Genomic DNA, 19,416 nt, shown 5'->3' with positions numbered 1-19,416 from the left:
TCACCGACATCAACCGGTGTTTCCTTCGAGAACGGCGACCGATCGCCCCTTACTCTCGGTCCGGACGAATCGACGAGCCGGCGATGTCCGTCGAGAGCGCCCCCTCGAGCCCTAACAGATCGACGAGCGTCGGCGTCACGTCAGTGGCGTCGACGGGCTCGTCGCCCTCGAGCGCAGGTGCGGCCGGGCCGCCGAGGCCGAACGTCCCGAATGCGGACTCGTCGACGCGGCCGTGAGAGCCGCTGACCTTCGAGGCGTCGAGCGAGACGAGTCCCTCGTCGCCGAAGAACAGTTCGCAGGGATCGAAGCCGGGTTTGGCGTGGATGTCCATCTCGGTCGCGTACGGCGGTGCGTTCGCGCGGTCCGTCCACCAGTAGTACTGGAACCAGCTGTCGGGATCGGCCACGAGGACGAACTCGCCCGCGTTCGGGTGGTCGATCCCGCGCTCGGCCTTGCTCGATTCATCGAGAACGGCGTCGACCCCCTCGAGTCCTGCGAGCGTGTCGCGAGCGGCGTCGGTCGACCCGTCGTCGGCGTAGACGTGGGCGATCTGATGGTCGACCATGGCGAATGCGTCCGAGGCGGCGACGTCGACGTCGCCGTCCCCGTCGGTCTCGAGGAGGTCGGCCTCGCGAAGCGCGCGGTTCGGGAACACCGGCCGATCCACGTCGTGAAAGCCGTACTCGCTGACGAGCGTGAGGACGGTCTCCTCCCAGCGGTCGGTCTCGGCGAGGTCGTCGAGAAACGCCGCGAGCAGATCGTCGACGACGGCGAGTTCCTCCTGGAAGGCGTCGCTTTCGGGTCCGTCGCTCTGGCCGACGTAGTCCAGATGCGGGACGTAGATCCACAGCAGATCGGGATCGAAGCGATCGATCGCCTCTCGCGCGGCTGCGAGGATCCAACGGCTCCCCTCCTCGTTCGCGCCGGGGCCCCAGTAGTTGTGCAGCGGGAAGTGGCCCAGCTCCTCGCGGAGGTCGTCGTAGAAGCCGTCCGGATTGGTCCAGCAGTTCATCTCGAGGATGTCGTTGTTCTCGTCCTCGATCGGCGAGGGGGTGACCGCGACGTCGGCACTCGTCCCGATCAGGTGCTGGAAGTTCAGGACGCCGGTGGTCAGCCCCGCCTCGTCGCTGGCGGTCTCCCAGATCCGGTCGCGACCGTTGCGGTCGCGCTCCCAGAACTCGGCGGCGTCGCGCTCGCGGTCGTACTCGCCACTCGAGACGTCGCCGTGCTCGCCGGGACCGCGCCCGGTCGCGAGCGTCGTCTGGGCGGGCACCGTGACGGCGGGGAACGGCGGCCGGAGGTCGGTCACCGATTCGGTCGGGAAGTGCGACTCAAGGGTCGGCGTTCGCTCGGCGTCGATATGGTGGGGTTGGAGGCCGACGACGTCGAGGACGATCGCGCGGCCAGCGGTGTCGGTCGTCTCTGTACTCGGTGATTCAGTCATCGTTCGCGGTATGGGCGATGTGGGTGGGGGTGACGGTCATGGCGTTCGGGTTCGATGCGGGAACGGGAGAGCGGACGGTCGTCGTCAGCGATGCCGCTCGGCGTAGTCGTATAGTCGATCCAGCTGCCGAGAGAAGTCGTGTTCGTCCACGCCGATCGGGGCCTTGAAGAACGACGCGAGGTGGGGCTGGAGCCCGCCGTCGTCGTGTTCGTCGGCGTGGGCGACCAGCCGCACCAGATCGAGGACGAGCGGCGCGGCCAGCGCGGAATCGGACCCTTCCCAGGTGAACTGCATCTTCATTTCCGTCTCGAGAAAGCCCTCGAAGTGGATGTAGTCCCAGGCGGTCTTCCAGTCGGCCAGCGACGGGGTGTAGTCGATTCGAACGCGGTTGTGGCCGATGTCGGGGAGGATCGAATCGAGCACGTCACCCTTGCTCGCGAGCTTGCCCGCGGCGTTCGCCTCGTCCTCGAGGACGAGGCCGTCCTCGTTGCCGAGGATGTTGTGGCCCTCCCAGCTCATTACGTGCAGGTTGCGCCCGGCGAACATGGGCGCGAGCGCGGATTTGACGAGCGTCTCGCCGGTCTTCGCGTCGCGGCCCATGTGGGGGACGCCGTTTTCGGCCGCGAGTTCGCGGACGCCGCCGAGTGCGTTGCCCGTACTCGGCGTGAAGTTGACGAACGGGTGGTCATCGACGATCGCGGCGTAGGCGTAGAGGACGCTCGCCGGGAGGTCGCGGTCGTCATCGTCGATCGCTCGCTCGAGGGCGTCGCGAGTGTCGTAGCGCTCCGGCTCCGCCAGTTCGGGTTCCGTCGAGGCGACGTTGACGACCACGAGGCGATCGAGGTCGTGCGTGTCGCGGAAGGTCTCGTAGTCGTCCCGGATCTGATCGACGACGTCCCGGATCGACAGGCTCTCGTCTAACCGTTCGCTCTCCTCGGAGACGGCCGCACCGCAGTTGACTGCCGTCCCGACTTCGATCCGCTCGTCGATGGCGGCCAGATCGTCCTGGACCGACTCGAGCGTGTCGGCGTCGGGAACGCCGTTCCGATCGCGCTGGCGCTCGGCCCGTGCGACGAGCGACTCCGATTCGATGTCGTGACCGCCGAAGACGAGTCCCTCGACCGGCGGGAGATCGAGACTCGAGACCGGGTCGCGTTCCGTGACCATCCCGGTCGTGTCGGTCAGCCCCTGGGAGATGGCGCGGGCACCGACGATGGACATCGTCGCGACGTTCCCTCGAGCGCCGACGAGCCAGACGCCGGTTCGCTCGTCGTCCGCCGACTCCGTCCCCTGGCTCATCGGGAATCGTTCCGTCTGGACGGGCGGGTACAGTCGAATTCCGACCTCCGTCGGTCCCCGGGACTACCGGATTCGGCCACACGCCACCGTCCCGCGGCCATCGCTGGTTCGATTGGGAGCATTCCCACGAGAGTGGTGGGCGGACGGCTTTCGTTATGACTCGCGTAGCGGAAGTAACACGGTTTTGCCCGGTCGTAACACCGTATTCCGCCGCCGGGACCAGTCAACGGCCCGTCATCAACCTCGAGTTTGTCGGTCGAACGACCGGCAGCACCAAACCGTTTACTCGTGGCACGGCCTGTATGCGAATTATCGATCCGCATATGCATATGGTCTCGCGCTCGGCCGACGACTACCGGCGAGCGCGGCGGGCGGGTATCGAGTGCTGTATCGAGCCCGCGTTCTGGAGCGGTCAGGACAAACGCAACGCCGGCTCTTTCTTCGATTACTTCGAGCAGATCATCGAGCACGAGACCGACCGCGCCGACCGGGCCGCCGGCATGGACCACTACGTGACGATCGGCCTCGAGCCGAAGGAAGCCAACTACCGCGACATGGCCGAGGCGGTCGTCGACCGGATTCCGGAGTACCTCGACCGAGACCCGGTCGTCGGCGTCGGCGAGATCGGGTTCGATCAGGTCACCGACGACGAGGAGTGGGCGTTCCGCCGGCAACTCGAGATCGCCGAAGAGCGCGAACTCCCGGTCATCATTCACACGCCCCACACCGACAAGCCGTCGGGCACCGAACGCATCGTCGAGATCATCGAGGAGATGGGCGTCACCCAGGAGCGGATCATCATCGACCACAACACCGAAAACACGATCGACATCTCGACGCGGACGGACTGCTGGATCGGCTTCACGCTCTATCCCGGGAAGATCGAGACCGAGTCGGCGATCGACCTGCTCGAGGAGTACGGCACCGACAACATGATTTTCAACAGCGCGGCCGACTGGGATCCGTCCGATCCGCTGGCGGTGCCGAAGGCCCGCGACACGATGCTCGACCGGGGCTGGGATCGCGAGGAGGTCCGCAAAGTGGTCTTCGAGAACCCCTACGAGTTCTTCGACCAATCGCCGAACTTCGACTACGAGGCCTGACGATGCAGTTCGGCTTCTCCACCAACGCCTTCCGGGAGTACCAACTCGAGGACGCGATCGAGGCCATCGCCGACGCGGGCTACGATGGCGTCGAACTGCTGCTCGACGAGCCGCACCTCTATCCGCCCGACTGCACCGACGACGAGCGCGAGCGCGTCGAGAAAGTCCTCGAGCGGAACGACATCGCCGTCAGCAACGGCAACGCCTTCATGCTGACCGCGATCGAGGGCTTTCACCACCCCTCCTATATCGAACCGGACGAGGAGTACCGACGGAAACGGATCGACTACACCCTCGCGGCGCTCGAGACCGCGGCCGACCTCGGCCTCCCCTACATCTCGATCGAACCCGGCGGGCCGATTCCCGAGGGCAAGTCCCGCGAGTGGGCGATGGATACCTTCGTCGACAGTCTCGAGGAACTCATCCCCACGGCCGAGGACCTCGACGTCGACCTGCTCGTCGAGCCCGAACCCGACCTGCTGATCGAGACCGCAGACGAGTTCCTCGCCCTCCTCGAGCGCGTCGACTCGCCACGCGTGCGCTGTAACTTCGACGCCGGCCACTTCTACTGCGTCGGCGAGGACCCGGCCGAACTCGTCGAACCGCTCTGGGACCACACGAGCCACTACCACCTCGAGGACATCCCCGCCGACCGGACCCACGAGCACACCCGACTCGGCGACGGGGCGATGGACATCGACGCCTTCCTGGGCGAACTCGAGACACGGGGCTACGACGGCTTCGTCACCGTCGAACTCTACCCCTACGAGGAGACGCCGATCGAGACCGCGCGGGAAGCGATGGACTACCTCGAGGAACGCGGGTGGGCGTAGGGTGGCCGGCGGCGTCCGATCGGGAACCGACGGAGACGGCGACTCGGGCGCGCTCGAGGAGACGGATCGGGACACCGGCGGCCGAGCCATCGCGGGCGCGTACGCCGAACTGGTCCGCCTGCCGAACCTCTTTACGGCGCCGCCGGACGTGCTCCTCGGGGCCGCGCTCGTCGCCGCCGCCGGCCACGAGCCGCTGCCGGTCACGGTCGCGGGACTCGCGGCCAGTTCGGTGCTCCTCTACGCCGCTGGGACGACGCTCAACGACGCCTTCGACGCGCCCGTCGACGCTCGAGAGCGGCCCGAACGTCCGATTCCGTCCGGTCGCGTCTCTCGGCCCACCGCGTTCGGACTCGGATTCGCGCTCCTGGTTCTCGCGGTCGGGATCGCGTTCGCCGTCGCGGGCGGCCCCGCCGCCGTCGCCGCCGGGCTGGTCGCCGTCGCCATCGTCGCCTACGACGGCCTCCTGAAGGGGACCGCCGCCGGTTTCCTCGCGATGGGGACGACGCGCGGGCTGAACGTCGTGCTGGGCACGACCGCGGCCGGGGGTGTGGTACTCGGGGCACCGGTTCGACTGCTCGCCGTCCCCGCCGTCGTTACCGGCTACATCGCTGCCGTCACGTTCATCGCCGCTCGAGAGACCGAAGGCGGGAATCGTGGGGCCGTCGCGGTCGCCGCTCTGGGTGCGGGCGCAGCGGCGCTCGCCGTCGGCTGGGTTCTCGTCGCCGTCGGTCCGGCCGCGCTCGAGACGGTAGCTGCAATCGCGTTCGCCGCCGCGTTCTGCTGGTGGGTCGGCCGACCCCTGCGAGCCGCGTACGCCGATCCGGTGCCGAGCACCGTCGGGCCGGCGGTCGGGGCGTGCGTCCTCGGGCTCGTGTTACTCGACGCGGCCTTCGCCGCGGTGGTCGGGATCCAGTGGGGGATCGCTGCCGCCGTCTTTCTCGTTCCCGCGGTGGGCCTCGCTCGCGTCTTCGACGTGACGTGACTAACCCACGTTGGCAGACGTGACTACCCACGCGTGGCGGCGCACTGTGACGCTGCGGTGGCGCACGACGTACGACCGGTCGCTGAGCGCGCTTCGAGTATGACGGGCCAACGAATTAGTGGCCGTCCGGTGTACGAGGCGCAGACCGATGGTCAAACTCGCTTTTTCGACGAACGCGTACACGCGCCGCTCCCTCCCCGAAGCCGTCCGCCGAATCGCCGACCACGGTTACGCCGGCGTCGAACTGCTCGGCGACGATCCCCACGCCTACTTCCCCGACTTCGATGACGCCGATCGCGACGCCGTTCTCGAGGCCCTCTCGGACACCGGCCTGGCCGTCTCGAATATCAACGCGAACACGGCGATGGGCTACTACGACGACGCGCCGCCGTCGGCCTTCTTCGAGCCGAGCGTGATCCGCGCCGACGACGAGGCCCGCGAGTGGCGCGTCGAGTACACGAAACGGGCGATCGACCTCGCGGAGACGGTCGACTCGCCGGCGGTCTGTCTGGCGACCGGCCGCCCGCTGCCGGGAACGATGCCCGACGAGGCGCGCGACTATCTCCGCGAGTCGCTGCACGAAATCCTCGACTACGCCGAGGCCCGCGATATCGAGGTCGGCATCGAGTTCGAACCCGAACTGCTGATCGAGAACACCGACGAGGTGCTCGCGTTGATCGACGAGATCGGCCGGGACTCGCTCGGCGTCAATCTCGACGTCGGCCACGCCGCCGTCTACGGCGAGGACGTCCCGGAGAGCATCCGCGCCAGCGCCGGCTCGATCACTGGCGTCCACCTCGAGGACATCGTCGGCGGCCGCCGGGGGAAACACTACCACCGAATCCCCGGCGAGGGCGACCTCGATTTCCGCGCGATCTTCGACGCGCTCGCGGACGTCGGCTACGACGGCTTCGCCACGCTGGAGCTCTACACCTACCCCGACGAGCCCGACAGCGCGGCGCGGGAGGCCTTCGAAGCGCTCGAGGCGTACGTCTAGCTCGCCGGCGTTTCGAACGCCCCCGGACTGACCGCCTTCTCAATCCTTTTTACCCCCTGCGACCATTCCATCGAGCATGAAATACGTCCGCTTTCGCGATCCGGCCGGTGCGGTCCGCCGCGGCGAGTACGAGAACGGGACGGTTCACTTCGCGAACGAGAGCTACGCGCTCGCGAGCGACGATATCGACGTGTTGCCGCCGTCGGAGCCCTCGAAGGTCGTCTGTATCGGACGCAACTACGCCGACCACGCCGACGAGATGGGGTCGGACCTGCCCGACCGACCGCTGCTCTTCCTGAAGCCGCCGAACGCGCTCGCTGGTCACGGCGACACCGTCACCGCGCCGGCCGGGAAAGAGCGGATCGACTACGAGGCCGAACTCGGCGTCGTCATCGGCGAACAGTGTCGCCACGTCCCCGAAGCCGACGCGATGGACGTCGTCGAGGGCTTTACCTGCCTCAACGACGTGTCGAACCGCGAGGACCAGAATCGGGAGCAGAACTGGATTCGCGGCAAGGCGTTCGACGGGGCCGCACCGATCGGACCGGTGCTCGCGACCCCCGACGAGGTTCCCGACGACGCGTTCGTCCGATCGCGCGTCAACGGCGAACTGAAACAGGACGGCTCCCGCGAGCAGCTCATCTTCTCGATCCCCGAACTGATCGCAGAGATCACGACCTATCTCACCTTAGAGCCAGGCGACGTGATCGCGACCGGAACGCCCGAGGGCGTCGGCCCGCTCTCCGACGGCGACGAGATCGAGATCGAAGTCGAGGGCGTCGGCACGCTCGAGCACTCGATTCGACTCCCCTGAGGCCGCTCGAGATGCGGGACGTGATCGATCGCGAGTCGAACGCTTTTCACCCCGCTCGGGGAACGGACCACTGATGACGATCCGATTCGACGCGGTAACCGTCGACTGGTTCGGTCTCGCGACGGTCCGACTCGAGGGCCAGACCGGCGTCGTCGTGTATATGGATCCCGGTCCCGAGGAATACGGCGTGCTGGACGGTCGCGAGCCTCGAGACGGAGATCTGATTCTCGTCAGCCACGGCCACCACTACGATCCCGAGTCGATTCGACGCGTCGCGCGCGAGGACGCGTTGGTCGTCGTCCACGAGGCGATCGATGCGAGCGAGATCGACGGCGTCGCCGAGCCTCCGGCGGACCTGCCGTTCGCGGTCGAACGCGTCCGCGCGGACGAATCGTTCGTCCTCGGACCGCTCGACCTGTTCACGACGCCGGCGTACAACGACCCCGCCGGTCCGCACACGGACGACGGGATTCCCTATCACCCCGAGGGACGGGGATGTGGTTTCGGCGTCACGATCGACGGCATCACCGCGTTCTGGCCCGGCGATACCGACGTCCTTCCGGTTCACGACGCCGTCGACGCCGACTGCGTTCTCCCGCCGATCGGAGGGACGTGTACGATGGACCGTCACGGGGCCGCGTCGCTGGTCGAGCGGATCGAGCCCGACCTCGTGGTTCCAGTCCACTACGATACCGTCCCCGCGATCGAAGCCGACGCGGACGCGTTCGTCGTCGACGTCGCGAGACGCGGTATCCCGGTCGCTCTCGACGAATAGACAGCGGAGACGACCGTGCCGAGACCCGTTCGGTCGCTCGAGCGACGGTCGCGGTCGTCCGGCGGTCACGGGAGCGGCGGAGACGGTCGGGACACCGACTCGAGACGCGATCAGACGCCCATCCGCGACCAGGCGAACACCGCGATACCGACGAGTATCAGCACTGCGAACGCCGCCCACTGTCCGAACCCGGTCTCCGCGATCGGTGCGAAGAAATCAACGAGACCGCTCCCCTGCAGGAGGCCGAGGCCCAGTACCACCATGGCACCGATGGCGATCAGGCCGATCGTGACGCCCTCTTTCATCATCCACGCGGCCTCGTCGGCCTCCTGTGCGTTGGTGGTCGTCGGCTCGTCTATCGCTTCTTCGTCTGGCTCACTGTGCAACGGCTGTTCGCTGTCGTTATCGTTCGCCATGTCACCAGTCTAGCGGATAGAACCCGCCACAGACGGGAACCGGTTGCACCTGCAGTCACAGGGCGTCGTCGCCGTCAGCAGCGCGATGGTCCTCGCGCTGGGCGAGGTCCCGGTGACGCTGCTGCTCTACGTCGCTGCAGTCCTCGCAGTCACCGAGATCTTCTTCTACCCGGCCAACTGGTACGTCGTCGAGAAGAACCTTCCCGAACCGTTTCGCCCCTCGCGCGCTTGGCACGCCTACTACGTCGTCAGTCTGATTCTGGTGTTGCTCTTCGGGGCGATGGGTGCGGCGGTTCGGCTCGGATCATCGGCTAACGCCGTCTCCGCATTCTCGATTCGGTACCCACGGTGGTACCGCGTAGGCGTTCCGATCGTCGAACAGCGGACCGTGAGCGATCGACTGGGCGACACCTCCCTACCATCTGAGTTGGAATTCCGACGGCTCCAAAGAGTTAGTGTCGCAGTCGGCGACGTGTCGACTATGCGCGGTGACCGCTCTCGACGCCGGGGCCGCGGTCGACCCGGCCCGTCGTACTGCACCGACTGCGGAGCGTCCCTCGAGCCCTCGATGCGCTACTGTCCGAACTGCGGCGTCGCGATCGGTCGCTCGAGCGGGCGGTCGCGATCGGCGACATCGACGTCGCGGTCGGGTACCGAACGCCGACCGCGAACGGACGCGAACCGCGACGCGAGTCGGACGATCGACCGCACTGTGACCGATCGGACGGACCGCGACCGCCTCGAACGTCGAATCGCCGCCGCCTCGCGAGAGGGGTGGCGACTCGAGCGCGACTGCGGCGACCACGCCGTGGTAGTCCGACGGACGGTCGGGGACGTCGCCGATCACCTGGTGGTCGCGCTCGTGACCGTCTGGTGGACGATGGGGCTCGGGAACGTCCTCTACGGCGCGTACCGCTATTTCGACGACGCCGAGCGGATGGTCGTGCGAGCGGAGCGGGTCGACGTCGACGAACCCAACGACGCCACCGCCGCGTCGACGCTCCGTCCGCGGGCGACCGCAGCCGTCGGGTGGCTGCTGGCGGCGATGACCGTCGCGCTCGGCGTCCAACTGGGGCTCTCGGCGGTGAGTCTCGTCTTGGTGACGCTCGGACTCCTCCTCGCGGTCGCGGGAACGAGCGTCCTCCCGTCGGTCAGTCGCCGCCTCGAGGCCCGCCACTCGGTGCTGACGAACGGACGAACGCATACGATAGACGAACGACCCGTCGTCGGGCCGGAGACCCCGTGTGTCGCGTGTGCCGGCCCCATCGACCGCGGGCTCGAGCGGACCTACCGCGAGGAGTTTTGCGTGCTCGGCGTGCCGGTGACCGCCACCGACGGACAAAACTACTACTGTCGGCGGTGTGCGAACGCGGAGTCGGCCGCGACCGGCGCGGCCGATCGCACGGCGGTCACGGACCCGACGGTCGACGCGTCATCGACGGCGTCGCGGTCGGACCGAGAGTCGGACTCGGACCGAGCCTGAGATCGCGATCGCTCACGACGCTCGATCGCGCCCGACGGAATTATTTCAGAGGACGCCCATCTCACTGAGACGTTCGGGGAGGTAGGTGTCCGTCACGAAGTCAAGCCCGTGAGACGCCAGTGACTGCTGTTCGGACTTCTTCCCGAGGTCGAGTTGCAGTTCGATCTGCTCCTCCCAGTAGTCGGTCTGGAAGCGCGGGTCCTCGAGTTCGCTCTCTAAGGCGTTGATGTCCGAATCCGAGAGCGGGTCGGTCGGCAGTTCGTACTCGACGATGTCGGCGGGCTGGATGCCGATGAAGTCCGCCTCGGGCGTCGCCAGATACTCCGAGAGGTGGGCGGACTTGATCGAGCCGTAGGCGACGGAGCCGTAGATGCGGTACGACCACGGGTCACCGTCTGTAAAGACAGTAACGGGGAGATCGAGTTCGTCGTGCAGGCGCTTGGTGATCCGACGAGTCGCCCGCGCGGGCTGGCCCTTGAGGTGGACGACGAGAGCGTTGTACTCCTCGTCGAAGCCGTTCTCGACGAGCCGGTCGCGCATGCCACCGGTCTCCACCGCGAGGATGAAGTCGGCGTCACTGTCGAGGAACTCGATCGTATCGGGGTTGTTCGGAATCTGATAGCCCCCCTCGCCGACGTCCTCCTGACAGTGGATCTTCCGTTCGCCGCGGCGGGTCTGCTCTCGCAGATACAGCGGCCCCATGATCGTCGCCCCCGACTCCTCGGGGCGCATGTGGAAGTCCTCGCGGGTGATTCCCGAGACGATCTCCAAGTCCTCGACCATGCTGTTCGACTCGTCCTGACTGGTGAACTGGGCCTCCTCGTTGTCCCAGCTCTCCGAGAGGTAGTAGAGTTCACGCAGGGTCGAGGAGCGGTCCTCCTCGAGTTGATCGGCGAGGAATTCGATGGTGTAGATCGCCTTCAGGAGTTTGCGGGCCCCGCGGACGGAGTTTGCCGACCGGGTCGACTCGCGGTCGCCGTAGACCCAGACGTCCATCTCCTCGTCGTACTCGATGTTGTTCTTCGTCCGCGTCGGCACGGACATGTGGGGGATCTCGCCCAGTTCGAACTGGTCGTAGAACTGCGCCGCGAGATCGATCAACTGCTCTCGTGCCTGTTCGGTATCGTCTGCGCTCATTGTTTCACCGTGAGTTTCTCGCTTTCGACGCCTTTGACGTCCAGATCAAACGTCGCATCGTCCGGCACCTCGTACTCGAGGGCCGCCTCGTCGTCGCTCGATACCTCGGGTTCCCACTTGACGAACCACTCGCCGTCCATCTCGACGACGGTCGCACCGTCGGAGAGATCGGTGGGCTCGGCCGAGACGATGTCGGTGATCTCGAGGGACTCGTTCGTGCTCGAGTTGTTCTCGACGACGACCGAGACCGCCTTCCCGTCGCCGTTCGCTTCGACGTCGCGCTCGACCAGGACGTTGTTCATGATTCGCGCGATCGCATCGTCGATGTCGGGCTCCTCGCGGTCGGTGACTTCGGCGACCTTCGTGGCCATCTCCGGGAGAATCTTCCCGAGAACGTTCTGTTTCTTCCGGCGCTTTTGCATCGACCGGCGCTTGTTGAGGTAGCTCTTGAGGTCGCGGGCCGCCTCCCGGATCGCGAGTTCGATCTCGTCTTCGATCTCGGGGACGTTCGCGACGGCGTCTTTCGATTCGCTCGTGAAGGGGACGTTGGTCGAGGCGACGTGGACCATGATCACGACCGGTCCGTTCGGCAGCCCGGAGCCGCCGGGCTGGTCGAGCCCGTAATTTCGCCAGCCGATCGACTTGACCACGTCCGTCGTCGCACAGGCACCGCGCTGGTAGACCAGCGGTACCCGATTCGCGAATCGCATGACTTCACCGGTTCCTTCGGCCGGCAGGTCGCCGCCGTAGGCGATCCCGGCCTCGACGATAAACGGATCGCCGCCGGAGACGCCGGCGTCCCGCGTCGCCGAGGCGTAGAAGTCGGCGTCGAACTCCTTCTCGAGGCCGGCGGTGATGAGATCCTCGGAGATGGGCGCGAGACACCGCGTCGGCGGTGCCATGATGTCGGTCGCGCGCATCGCGTCGACGAGGTTGCTGGTCGCGTCGCGGTCGCCGTCGAGTTCCCGGACGAGCGGCGGATCGTCCGGCACGGTGGCCATCACGCCCCAGATCGCGTCGGCGACGTTCTCGCGGGCTGTCTCGCCGAAGGAAACGTCGTCGTACTCCTCAGTGAGGTCGGCGGCCCGGTCGACGTGCGTCCGAAGCTCCTTCCGGGTGAGCCGGTGACGGACATTCCCGTCGTCCTCGTCGCCGCTCTCGAGTTCGTCCTCGAACTTGGCCGCGAGCCGGTCGGCGAAGGCGTGGATGACCTCGTCGTCCTTGCGGGTGCTCGTCGCGTCGTCGGCGAGGTCGTAGAGGTCTGCGACCAGCCGCGAGTCACCGTCGACCGCCGGTTCGGTCTCCGGCCCGTCTTCGCTGTCGGCTGCGTCCGCGGCGGCGTCACCCGCCGCCTCCACGGCGTCGACCAGCTCGAGCCAGACGGCCTCGACGGCGTTCTCGCGGACGGTGTCGCCGAACGTCGTTCCGTGGTCGTCTTCGACCGTCTCGGCGGCCGATTCCACGGCTGCGAGCAGTTCGTGATGGGCGATGCGATCGCGGTCCGCGACCGCCTCGGTGATAGCCTCGGCGAACGCGGCCGTCGCGTCGGGACCCTTGTTCGCCGTCGCGTCCTCGACTGCGGCGTGGAGGTCGATCTCCTCGTGACTCGCCGGCGGTCGCCAGCGCATCTCGCGGCCGTAGTATCGGTCGCGGAACTCGTCGATGATCGAGTCGGCGGTCTTCTTTCCGACGCGGGTGAACTCCTCCTGGACGAATCCCGACACCGTCTGGGAGTCCGTCGCCGCGAGCATCTTCATCACGGTGCCGAGTTCGACGCCGTGAGGGTGGGGCCGGATCTCCTCGGTCTCTTCCGGGAGCTGGTCGGTCGCGCGCTCGAACTTGAAGTGCTCCTGCGGCTCGCGCAGCTCGAGGCGGGCGTGAGGGTTGACGACCGCCGTGTGCTTGATGTAGTCGTGGAGCTGCTGACGGGCGCGCATGTTGGCTTCCATCTCGAGTTCGATGCGCGTCCCGTGGGGGCGGTCCCACGTGGTCTTCTCCTCGACGCTGATTTCGGGCTCGTTACTGTCGGTATCGACGATGAGCTCGAAGTACTCGGCCTCGCTCGAGCCCTGCGTTCGGCTGGTGATCTTGGCGGGTTTCCCGCTGGTCAGCTGGGCGTAGAGAACGGCGGCAGAGATACCGATCCCCTGCTGTCCGCGGGATTGTTCGCGTGCGTGAAAGCGAGAGCCGTAGAGGAGCTTCCCGAAAACCTTCGGGAGCGATTCTTTCGTGAGTCCCGGACCGTTGTCCTCGACGATCAGGCGGTAGTAGTCGCCGGCCTCCTGAATCTCGACGTAGATGTCCGGGAGAATGCCCGACTCCTCGGCGGCGTCTAAGGCGTTGTCGACGGCCTCCTTGACGGCCGTGACGAGGCCTCGAGCGCCGCTGTCGAAGCCGAGCATGTGCTTGTTCTTCTCGAAGAACTCGGCGATGGAGATCGACTGCTGGCTTTCGGCCAGCTCCTCGGCGATCCCCGCGTCGTCACCGAGTGTCGACTGGAACGACGTCATCGTCTACCCTTACTAACGGGGAGGCTAAAAGGTGTGTGCTACCGGAGTGAAAGTGATTCCGCACCGCGGTCCGTGACGGTTCGACGGGCGTGTGACGGGCAACCGGCGGGTTCTATCTCCCGATTAGAAGGTGATGATCTCGTAGTCGTCGTCGACTAGCGATCGGATACTCGGGTGGCCGTCGTTCTCGTCGATGGTGACGACGCCGGCGTCGTCGATCGCCTCGTCGACGCCGAACGCGCCCGCACAGTGATCGCAGGCGGCGGCCTCGTCGCTGACGGACTGATAGAGGTCGTGGTAGTCGTGATCCTCGTCTTCCAGTTCCGGGATCCACTGCGTCCCGGCTCCGTCGAAGATGAGTTCCAGTTCGTCGTCGTCGTTCTCGGCGAACTCCCGTGCCGCCTCGAGACCGTTGACGAGTCGCCCGGTGTCGCTGTGAGATTCGGTGCCTGCCAGAATGATGATCGCTGCGTTCGTCATTACGGACTGTCGTACGCCGCGGGCTCAGAAAAGGGGAATGCGGTCGTGCGTGGCGGGCACAAACCCGTCGCCGGCCGCGATATTTCAGCGATATGAACGCACGCGCGAATCAAGGCGCGAGCGGGTATCGATCCACTGGAGGCCGTTTTCAGTGACCGTGGTCGTGCCCGCCGCCCCGAGTGAACTGTCCGGAGAACGCCCGCTGGACGACCTCCGAGAGCGCGGGGTGGATGTGAATCGACTCCCGGATGTCCCGAACCGTCCCGGAGCCGGCCGTCATCGCGACGACGACCTCCTGGATCAGATCCGAGGCCTCGGGGCCGATGATGTGACAGCCCAGAATCTCGCCCTCGAGATCGATGATCGGCTTGACGAATCCCTCCGCTTTCATCGCGCTCCCGCGGGCGGTCTCCTCGTAGCGGTAGGTTCGTTTGGCGTACTCGCGGTCGGCGGCGCGCAGTTCCTGTTCGGTGAGACCAACGCCGGCGACCTCGGGCGAGGCGAAGACGGCAAAGGGCATCGCGGAGTAGTCGACCGGCTCGAGCTCGTCGCCGAACAGGTTCCGCGCGACGGCCCGCGCCTCGTGATTCGCGTTGTGTTTGAGCAGGTACTCGCCGACGATGTCGCCGAGCGCCCAGACGCCGTCGGCGGTCGTCCGCAGGTACTCGTCGGTCTCGACGAACCCGGCCGCATCGGTTTCGATGCCGGCGGTCTCGACGTTCAGCGTGTCCGTGTTCGGAACCCGACCGGCCGCGACGAGCAGTTCGTCGCCGGTAACGGAGACTGGATCGACGTCGTTCGCCGCGTCGCCCTCCGGTTCCGGGAAGGGCCGTGCCTCGACGGTGATCGATCCGTCGGACTGCATGGCCGCGGTGGCCTCGTAGCCGGTGTACACGTCGAACCGGTCCTCGTACCGTTCGGTAAACTCGGCCGCTACTTCCTCGTCGGCGTCGGGGAGGAGATTCGGCCGCCGGCCGACGATCGACACGTCGCTGCCGAACGTGCCGAAGAACTGTCCCAGTTCGGCGGCGATGTAGCCGCCACCGACGATGACGAGGTGATCCGGCGGGGTCTCTAACTGGAGGGCCTCCCGGCTGGTGAGGTAGTCGACGGTCTCGATGCCGTCGATGGGCGGAATCGCCGGGCGCGTCCCCGCCGCGACGAGGACGGTGTCCGCGGCGAGGCGCTCGCCGTCCCGGTCCCCGCCGGAGAGCTCGAGCGTCCGCTCGTCGACGAATCGGCCTTCGGCCCGATACAGATCGATCCGGTCCGACGACGCGAGTCCGCGTTCGATCGAGTCCGAACTGCCGTGGACGTCCTCGGTGACCTCCCGGACGATGTCGGCGAACTGGACGTCGTTCACGGTCGCGTCGATCCCGAACTCGTCGGCCTGCTGGATCGTCTCCATCACGTCGGCGTGGTACAACAGTTGCTTCGAGGGGATACAGCCGCGGTTGAGGCAGGTCCCGCCGAGCCGTCCCTTCTCGACGACCGCGACCGACTGCCCCTGATTCGCCGCTGCGTTCGCCACGTCGAGGCCTGATCCGGAACCGATGACGAGAAAATCGTACTCCTCCATGGATATGGGTGGGTCCGGAGCGCAAAGAATACCGGTCTGCGTTTCCGCGCAGTGTGAGCTGAATACTCCCCGAACGTGGTCGAAAACTGATCGAGAAACCGCCGTCGGGGTCACTCCCCGACCGGCGGCCACTCCCAGGCGTCACCGCGAACGATGCCGAGTAGGTGCCGGCGGCGCTCGATCATCTCCTCGAGTTCGGCCTCGAACTCGGCGTCGGAAACGGTCGGGATGTCGTCCTCCCGGAGTCGATCGAGGTCGGGCGAGGGCGGCACCTCGTCGGCGGCTTCGATGAACGCGGCGTCGAGCGTCTCGATGTAGCTCTCGGCGCTCGAGCGGCCGTTCTCGATGATCGCGGGATCCGGGCTGGCGTCGTCCGGAACGCCGTAGCGAAAGAGTGCGAGCGCCTCGTCGAAGACGGGAACCGCGACGGCCGACGCTCGATCGGCCTGCTCGCTGTGGTAGTAGTGGAGGATCGGATAGGATTTGTGCTGCTCGGCCAGCATGCTCAGATCCGACGCGAGCGACTCGAGGGCCAGATCGAGGCCCTGAAAGTCCTCGCCGGTCCAGCCCGATCGGACGAGCGCTTCGCTTCGCTCTCCCAGTCCCGTGACGGTACTGGCAAAGGAGCGTTTATTCGAGACGGCTCCGAGAACGGTGAGAATGTAGGAGACGCCGAGCGTGACGAAGGCCATTCCGGAGGCCGTCGTGAACGCGCTGGCGATCTCCCAGACGTCACCGAGGGGCGTGTAGTCGCCGTTGCCGTCCGTGAACATGGTGTAGGCGACGTAGTAGAACCGTCCCGACCAGTCGGCGACTGCGCCGGTGCGCGTACTGATGAGGGAGTGAGGATAGCTGGCGAAGACGAGCGTCCACCCGAGCCAGATGAGGCCGATCCACATCGCGAGCGTGAGGATGAGGATGAGCGGTCCGGCGATACTGAGCGCTCTGTCGTGATCCCTACTGACGGTCCGGAGGCCGTGCCAGACGCCGGTCGTGAGCCGACCGGAAACGGGACCGGAACCGCCGTCGACCCAGAGGGTCGTCCAGATGATGTCCACGATCGCAGCGACGAGAATGACGATCCCGGCGACGAGATAGAACGGGTTCATTCCACGACTGCCCGCTCCTCGACGACCTCGGCCAGCACCTGCGCGATTTCCGCGTTGGTCTCGGGGCTGTAGTGGCCGCCTTCCCCGCGCTCGACGTACAGCGACTCGACGTCGCCGTCGTCGGGCGAGAGATGCGTGGCCATGTCGATCGTCGTCAGCTCGTCGTAGCGCTCGTCGAGTCGCTCCATCAGGTCGCCGTAGATCGGCCCGTGTTCGGACTCGTACGTCGCGTACCGGAGCTGCTGGACCATCACGAAGGTCGGCTCGAAGTCCTGCTCGTTCGCGTAGTCGACGAACTCCTGGATGAGCGCGTCGAAGAGATACTCGTGCGTGTCGAACAGTCGCTCGTGATAGCGCACGCGGGGCCGTTCAAGTCGCAGTGCAGACTGGGTCTGTTCTAAGTCGAAGTCGATCCCCGGAATCGACCGGCCGAGACGGCGTTCGAGCTCCTTACCGGCCGTATACGCCGCGTACCGGACGTGTTCGTCCTTCTCGAGGAAGTCAGCGGTGTAGGGTCGCGACGCGAAGTGGGGCTTGAACCAGTGTTCGTAGTGAAAGTCGTACTCCCGGAGGAAGTCGGCCTTCGACTCGAGGTCGAGCAGGTCTTCCTTCTCGTCGACGGGACTGTCGACGCGCTCGAGTTCACCGTCTTCCAGCACGTACCGGGGTTTGACCGCTAAGATGTTGCCGAACTCCTGGTAGTGTTTCCAGACGCTCAGGATGCGAGCGATCGAGGAGGCGGTGACGACCATGAAGACGTGGTCGGTCGGATCCTCGGGATACTGGCGCTTGAGCCGCATGAGCGCCTGATCGAGGCCGTAGTTTCCGCCGCCGTAGTTTGCGACGTGGGTGTCCAGTTCCTGCGCGAGGTAGTTCTGGAAGGTCTCGTCGTTGTCGACCTCCCGGCAGAAACAGTAGGAGTCGCCGTAGGTCGAGACGGTGACGTCCGCATCGGGGTCGCGGTCTCTCGCGGGGCAGACCCGACTCGCGTACTCGTCGGTCGAGTACGTCACGACGCTGCGGACCTCCTCGCCGGGGAGGTGATCGCCCGTATCTTTCTGTTTCTCCCGGTTCGGCTGGGGGCACCAGCCCAGTTCGGGATCGAAACTGCTGAACTTCCCGAGTAATTCCCGATCGATCTCGGGGAACTCTTCGGTGGCGACCGAGGGAATTCGTTCGAGCGCCCGATACGACACGACCTCGAGAACGACCGCGATACCGACGAGAGCGAGCACTAGCGCGACGAGCGGAAGCATCGGACCACCATACCAGAACGCGGAATAAGTGGATTGGGCCGGAGTATGCCACAGTCACGACGTTGGGCAGGAAGATCGAGGCTCTCGAGGGCGGCGAATCAGGTCGCCGTTCCGCGCACGTCCGCTCGCCGGCGTCGGTCGCGGATCGCATAGGCGCTGTAAGTACCGAGTCCGAACGCGAGCAGGCCGACGACGATATCGGTCCAGAAGCCGACGTCGCTCGCCGTCTCCGTCGCGCCCGATCCGGTGCCGAGCAGGAACGGGGCGGCGACGAGCCACAGTCCGAGGAGTGCGACGAGCGAGGCGACGCCGAGGCTCCCGAACTCGCGGTTCGATCGGGAGTAGTAGTTGTACGCGCCGGCGAGGAACAGCGTCGCGCCCACGAAGACGTCGTTCCAGAACTGGCTCGCGGCGAGGTCGAGGACGACGGCCTCGACGAGCAGAGCGAGCCCGAGCAGGCCCACGAGCGCCGCGAGCCACGTGCCACGTTCGTCCGGATTGGGTTCGTGGGGCGTTCGATCGCGGCCCGTCAGTTCTTCGTCCCCGCGGCCGTCGTGTTCGGACGCGCCGTCTTCGTCGCCCCGCCAGGGTGTCTCGGGGTTCTCGGTTCCGTCGTAATCGCTCATGTGGCTCTCGACTCGAGATCTGTCTCTCGGCGGGAAGAGTCCGCTGCCCGTGCTTGCAGGGCCGGGAGGCGGAACGAGGACGGTTCCGTCACAGCCCCGTCACGGCGGGGCCGTCATCGAACGACCGTGACCGGTACGGGCGAGTTTCTGACGACGACCTCCGCGACGCTCCCGAGGAGAATCCGCGTGATACCCGACCGACCGTGGCTACCGATGACGACGTGGTCGATCGGTTCGTTTTCGGTGTGCTCGACGATCTCCTGAGCCGGCGTTCCCAGTCGCGTTCGCGTTTCGATGTCGGCGTCGACGCCGCGGTCATCGGCGACGGCCTCGGCCGCCGACAGCACCTCCTCGGCTTCGGACAAGAGTTCCCGCGTCTCGTCGCTGGGTTCGGCGTCGTCGGCGGTGTTCGGGATGTACGGCAGCGACGCGGTATCGACGACGATCAGGACGACGTACTCGCCGTCGGGAAACAGATCGAACGCGTACTCGAGGGCGTCGCGGGCGGGCTCGGTGTCGTCGAACGGGATCAGGATCCGCGATGGCATGAGATACGTCGAGATCAACGTCCCT

18 protein-coding genes and 1 pseudogene are annotated in these 19,416 nt (G+C 66.3%); 8 read left to right on the top strand and 11 right to left on the bottom strand.

Annotated elements, in window-relative coordinates; genetic code table 11:
• Positions 1-49 precede the first annotated feature (49 nt).
• A complete protein-coding gene (locus LDH66_RS01465) occupies positions 50-1,444 on the bottom strand; it encodes an alkaline phosphatase family protein (RefSeq protein WP_226479310.1) in 1,395 nt (464 codons plus the stop codon).
• A gap of 84 nt (positions 1,445-1,528) precedes the next feature.
• A complete protein-coding gene (locus LDH66_RS01460) occupies positions 1,529-2,743 on the bottom strand; it encodes an inositol-3-phosphate synthase (RefSeq protein WP_226479309.1) in 1,215 nt (404 codons plus the stop codon).
• A 302-nt stretch (positions 2,744-3,045) separates the two neighbouring features.
• Between LDH66_RS01460 and LDH66_RS01455 the strand changes: the two genes are divergently transcribed.
• The 6 genes from LDH66_RS01455 (at position 3,046) to LDH66_RS01430 (ending at position 8,247) form a co-directional block, all read left to right on the top strand.
• Complete coding sequence (locus LDH66_RS01455) at positions 3,046-3,846, top strand: TatD family hydrolase (protein ID WP_226479308.1); 801 nt, start codon at positions 3,046-3,048, stop codon at positions 3,844-3,846.
• A 2-nt stretch (positions 3,847-3,848) separates the two neighbouring features.
• Positions 3,849-4,679, top strand: a complete 831-nt coding sequence (locus LDH66_RS01450; protein ID WP_226479307.1) for a sugar phosphate isomerase/epimerase family protein — start codon at positions 3,849-3,851, stop codon at positions 4,677-4,679.
• Between the two features lies 1 nt (position 4,680).
• The gene (locus LDH66_RS01445; RefSeq protein ID WP_226479306.1) at positions 4,681-5,661 is read left to right on the top strand and encodes a UbiA family prenyltransferase; all 981 of its coding nucleotides are present in this window, start codon (positions 4,681-4,683) and stop codon (positions 5,659-5,661) included.
• A 148-nt stretch (positions 5,662-5,809) separates the two neighbouring features.
• Positions 5,810-6,658, top strand: a complete 849-nt coding sequence (locus tag LDH66_RS01440) for a sugar phosphate isomerase/epimerase family protein (RefSeq protein WP_226479305.1) — start codon at positions 5,810-5,812, stop codon at positions 6,656-6,658.
• Positions 6,659-6,734: 76 nt separating this feature from the next.
• Positions 6,735-7,472, top strand: coding sequence for a fumarylacetoacetate hydrolase family protein (locus tag LDH66_RS01435; protein ID WP_226479304.1), 738 nt, complete (start codon positions 6,735-6,737; stop codon positions 7,470-7,472).
• A gap of 73 nt (positions 7,473-7,545) precedes the next feature.
• On the top strand, positions 7,546-8,247 hold the full coding sequence (locus LDH66_RS01430; RefSeq protein ID WP_226479303.1) for an MBL fold metallo-hydrolase: 702 nt from the start codon (positions 7,546-7,548) through the stop codon (positions 8,245-8,247).
• Between the two features lie 110 nt (positions 8,248-8,357).
• On the opposite strand, the gene LDH66_RS01425 is transcribed toward LDH66_RS01430, so the two are convergent.
• Entirely contained in the window at positions 8,358-8,663 is a 306-nt protein-coding gene (locus LDH66_RS01425) for a hypothetical protein (RefSeq protein ID WP_226479302.1), read from the bottom strand.
• Between the two features lie 61 nt (positions 8,664-8,724).
• Here LDH66_RS01425 and LDH66_RS01420 point away from each other — a divergent pair.
• A pseudogene (locus tag LDH66_RS01420) lies at positions 8,725-8,967 on the top strand (Nramp family divalent metal transporter); the annotation flags it as partial.
• On the top strand, positions 8,944-10,146 hold the full coding sequence (locus tag LDH66_RS23370) for a zinc ribbon domain-containing protein (RefSeq protein ID WP_319004348.1): 1,203 nt from the start codon (positions 8,944-8,946) through the stop codon (positions 10,144-10,146). The pseudogene LDH66_RS01420 and the gene LDH66_RS23370, both read left to right, overlap by 24 nt.
• A gap of 45 nt (positions 10,147-10,191) precedes the next feature.
• On the opposite strand, the gene LDH66_RS01410 is transcribed toward LDH66_RS23370, so the two are convergent.
• The 8 genes from LDH66_RS01410 to LDH66_RS01375 all read right to left on the bottom strand — a co-directional run bounded on the left by LDH66_RS01410 (position 10,192) and on the right by LDH66_RS01375 (position 19,391).
• The gene (locus tag LDH66_RS01410; protein ID WP_226479301.1) at positions 10,192-11,283 is read right to left on the bottom strand and encodes a DNA topoisomerase IV subunit A; all 1,092 of its coding nucleotides are present in this window, start codon (positions 11,281-11,283) and stop codon (positions 10,192-10,194) included.
• The gene (locus tag LDH66_RS01405) at positions 11,280-13,793 is read right to left on the bottom strand and encodes a DNA topoisomerase VI subunit B (protein ID WP_226479300.1); all 2,514 of its coding nucleotides are present in this window, start codon (positions 13,791-13,793) and stop codon (positions 11,280-11,282) included. Before LDH66_RS01405 ends, LDH66_RS01410 begins: the two co-directional genes overlap by 4 nt.
• A gap of 123 nt (positions 13,794-13,916) precedes the next feature.
• Positions 13,917-14,273 carry a hypothetical protein gene (locus LDH66_RS01400; RefSeq protein ID WP_226479299.1) on the bottom strand — a complete coding sequence of 119 codons (357 nt, stop codon included), beginning with the start codon at positions 14,271-14,273 and terminating at the stop codon, positions 13,917-13,919.
• Positions 14,274-14,421: 148 nt separating this feature from the next.
• Positions 14,422-15,852 (bottom strand): dihydrolipoyl dehydrogenase, encoded by a 1,431-nt coding sequence (locus LDH66_RS01395; protein ID WP_226479298.1) that lies wholly within the window; start codon positions 15,850-15,852, stop codon positions 14,422-14,424.
• 110 nt (positions 15,853-15,962) lie between these two features.
• Positions 15,963-16,961, bottom strand: coding sequence for a potassium channel family protein (locus LDH66_RS01390; protein WP_226479297.1), 999 nt, complete (start codon positions 16,959-16,961; stop codon positions 15,963-15,965).
• Positions 16,958-18,217: a hypothetical protein gene (locus LDH66_RS01385; RefSeq protein WP_226479296.1), complete on the bottom strand. Its 1,260-nt coding sequence runs from the start codon at positions 18,215-18,217 to the stop codon at positions 16,958-16,960. Before LDH66_RS01385 ends, LDH66_RS01390 begins: the two co-directional genes overlap by 4 nt.
• 98 nt (positions 18,218-18,315) lie before the next feature.
• Positions 18,316-18,843 (bottom strand): SPW repeat domain-containing protein, encoded by a 528-nt coding sequence (locus LDH66_RS01380; protein ID WP_226479295.1) that lies wholly within the window; start codon positions 18,841-18,843, stop codon positions 18,316-18,318.
• A gap of 113 nt (positions 18,844-18,956) precedes the next feature.
• Complete coding sequence (locus LDH66_RS01375; RefSeq protein WP_226479294.1) at positions 18,957-19,391, bottom strand: universal stress protein; 435 nt, start codon at positions 19,389-19,391, stop codon at positions 18,957-18,959.
• Between the last annotated feature and the right edge of the window lie 25 nt (positions 19,392-19,416).

Origin of the sequence: Natrinema amylolyticum, from assembly GCF_020515625.1 — an archaeon.
GTDB classification, from domain to species: Archaea; Halobacteriota; Halobacteria; order Halobacteriales; family Natrialbaceae; genus Natrinema; species Natrinema amylolyticum.
Note: the sequence above shows the minus strand (reverse complement) of the source record. Positions and strands in the feature narration are given on the sequence as shown.

Bases quoted from the DNA above. Each gene is read 5' to 3' on its own strand.
- LDH66_RS01465 (WP_226479310.1), bottom strand. From the start codon at position 1,444: ATGACTGAATCACCGAGTACAGAGACGACCGACACCGCTGGCCGCGCG.
- LDH66_RS01460 (WP_226479309.1), bottom strand. From the start codon at position 2,743: ATGAGCCAGGGGACGGAGTCGGCGGACGACGAGCGAACCGGCGTCTGG.
- LDH66_RS01455 (WP_226479308.1), top strand. From the start codon at position 3,046: ATGCGAATTATCGATCCGCATATGCATATGGTCTCGCGCTCGGCCGAC.
- LDH66_RS01450 (WP_226479307.1), top strand. From the start codon at position 3,849: ATGCAGTTCGGCTTCTCCACCAACGCCTTCCGGGAGTACCAACTCGAG.
- LDH66_RS01440 (WP_226479305.1), top strand. From the start codon at position 5,810: ATGGTCAAACTCGCTTTTTCGACGAACGCGTACACGCGCCGCTCCCTC.
- LDH66_RS01435 (WP_226479304.1), top strand. From the start codon at position 6,735: ATGAAATACGTCCGCTTTCGCGATCCGGCCGGTGCGGTCCGCCGCGGC.
- LDH66_RS01430 (WP_226479303.1), top strand. From the start codon at position 7,546: ATGACGATCCGATTCGACGCGGTAACCGTCGACTGGTTCGGTCTCGCG.
- LDH66_RS01425 (WP_226479302.1), bottom strand. From the start codon at position 8,663: ATGGCGAACGATAACGACAGCGAACAGCCGTTGCACAGTGAGCCAGAC.
- LDH66_RS23370 (WP_319004348.1), top strand. From the start codon at position 8,944: ATGGGTGCGGCGGTTCGGCTCGGATCATCGGCTAACGCCGTCTCCGCA.
- LDH66_RS01410 (WP_226479301.1), bottom strand. From the start codon at position 11,283: ATGAGCGCAGACGATACCGAACAGGCACGAGAGCAGTTGATCGATCTC.
- LDH66_RS01405 (WP_226479300.1), bottom strand. From the start codon at position 13,793: ATGACGTCGTTCCAGTCGACACTCGGTGACGACGCGGGGATCGCCGAG.
- LDH66_RS01400 (WP_226479299.1), bottom strand. From the start codon at position 14,273: ATGACGAACGCAGCGATCATCATTCTGGCAGGCACCGAATCTCACAGC.
- LDH66_RS01395 (WP_226479298.1), bottom strand. From the start codon at position 15,852: ATGGAGGAGTACGATTTTCTCGTCATCGGTTCCGGATCAGGCCTCGAC.
- LDH66_RS01390 (WP_226479297.1), bottom strand. From the start codon at position 16,961: ATGAACCCGTTCTATCTCGTCGCCGGGATCGTCATTCTCGTCGCTGCG.
- LDH66_RS01385 (WP_226479296.1), bottom strand. From the start codon at position 18,217: ATGCTTCCGCTCGTCGCGCTAGTGCTCGCTCTCGTCGGTATCGCGGTC.
- LDH66_RS01380 (WP_226479295.1), bottom strand. From the start codon at position 18,843: ATGAGCGATTACGACGGAACCGAGAACCCCGAGACACCCTGGCGGGGC.
- LDH66_RS01375 (WP_226479294.1), bottom strand. From the start codon at position 19,391: ATGCCATCGCGGATCCTGATCCCGTTCGACGACACCGAGCCCGCCCGC.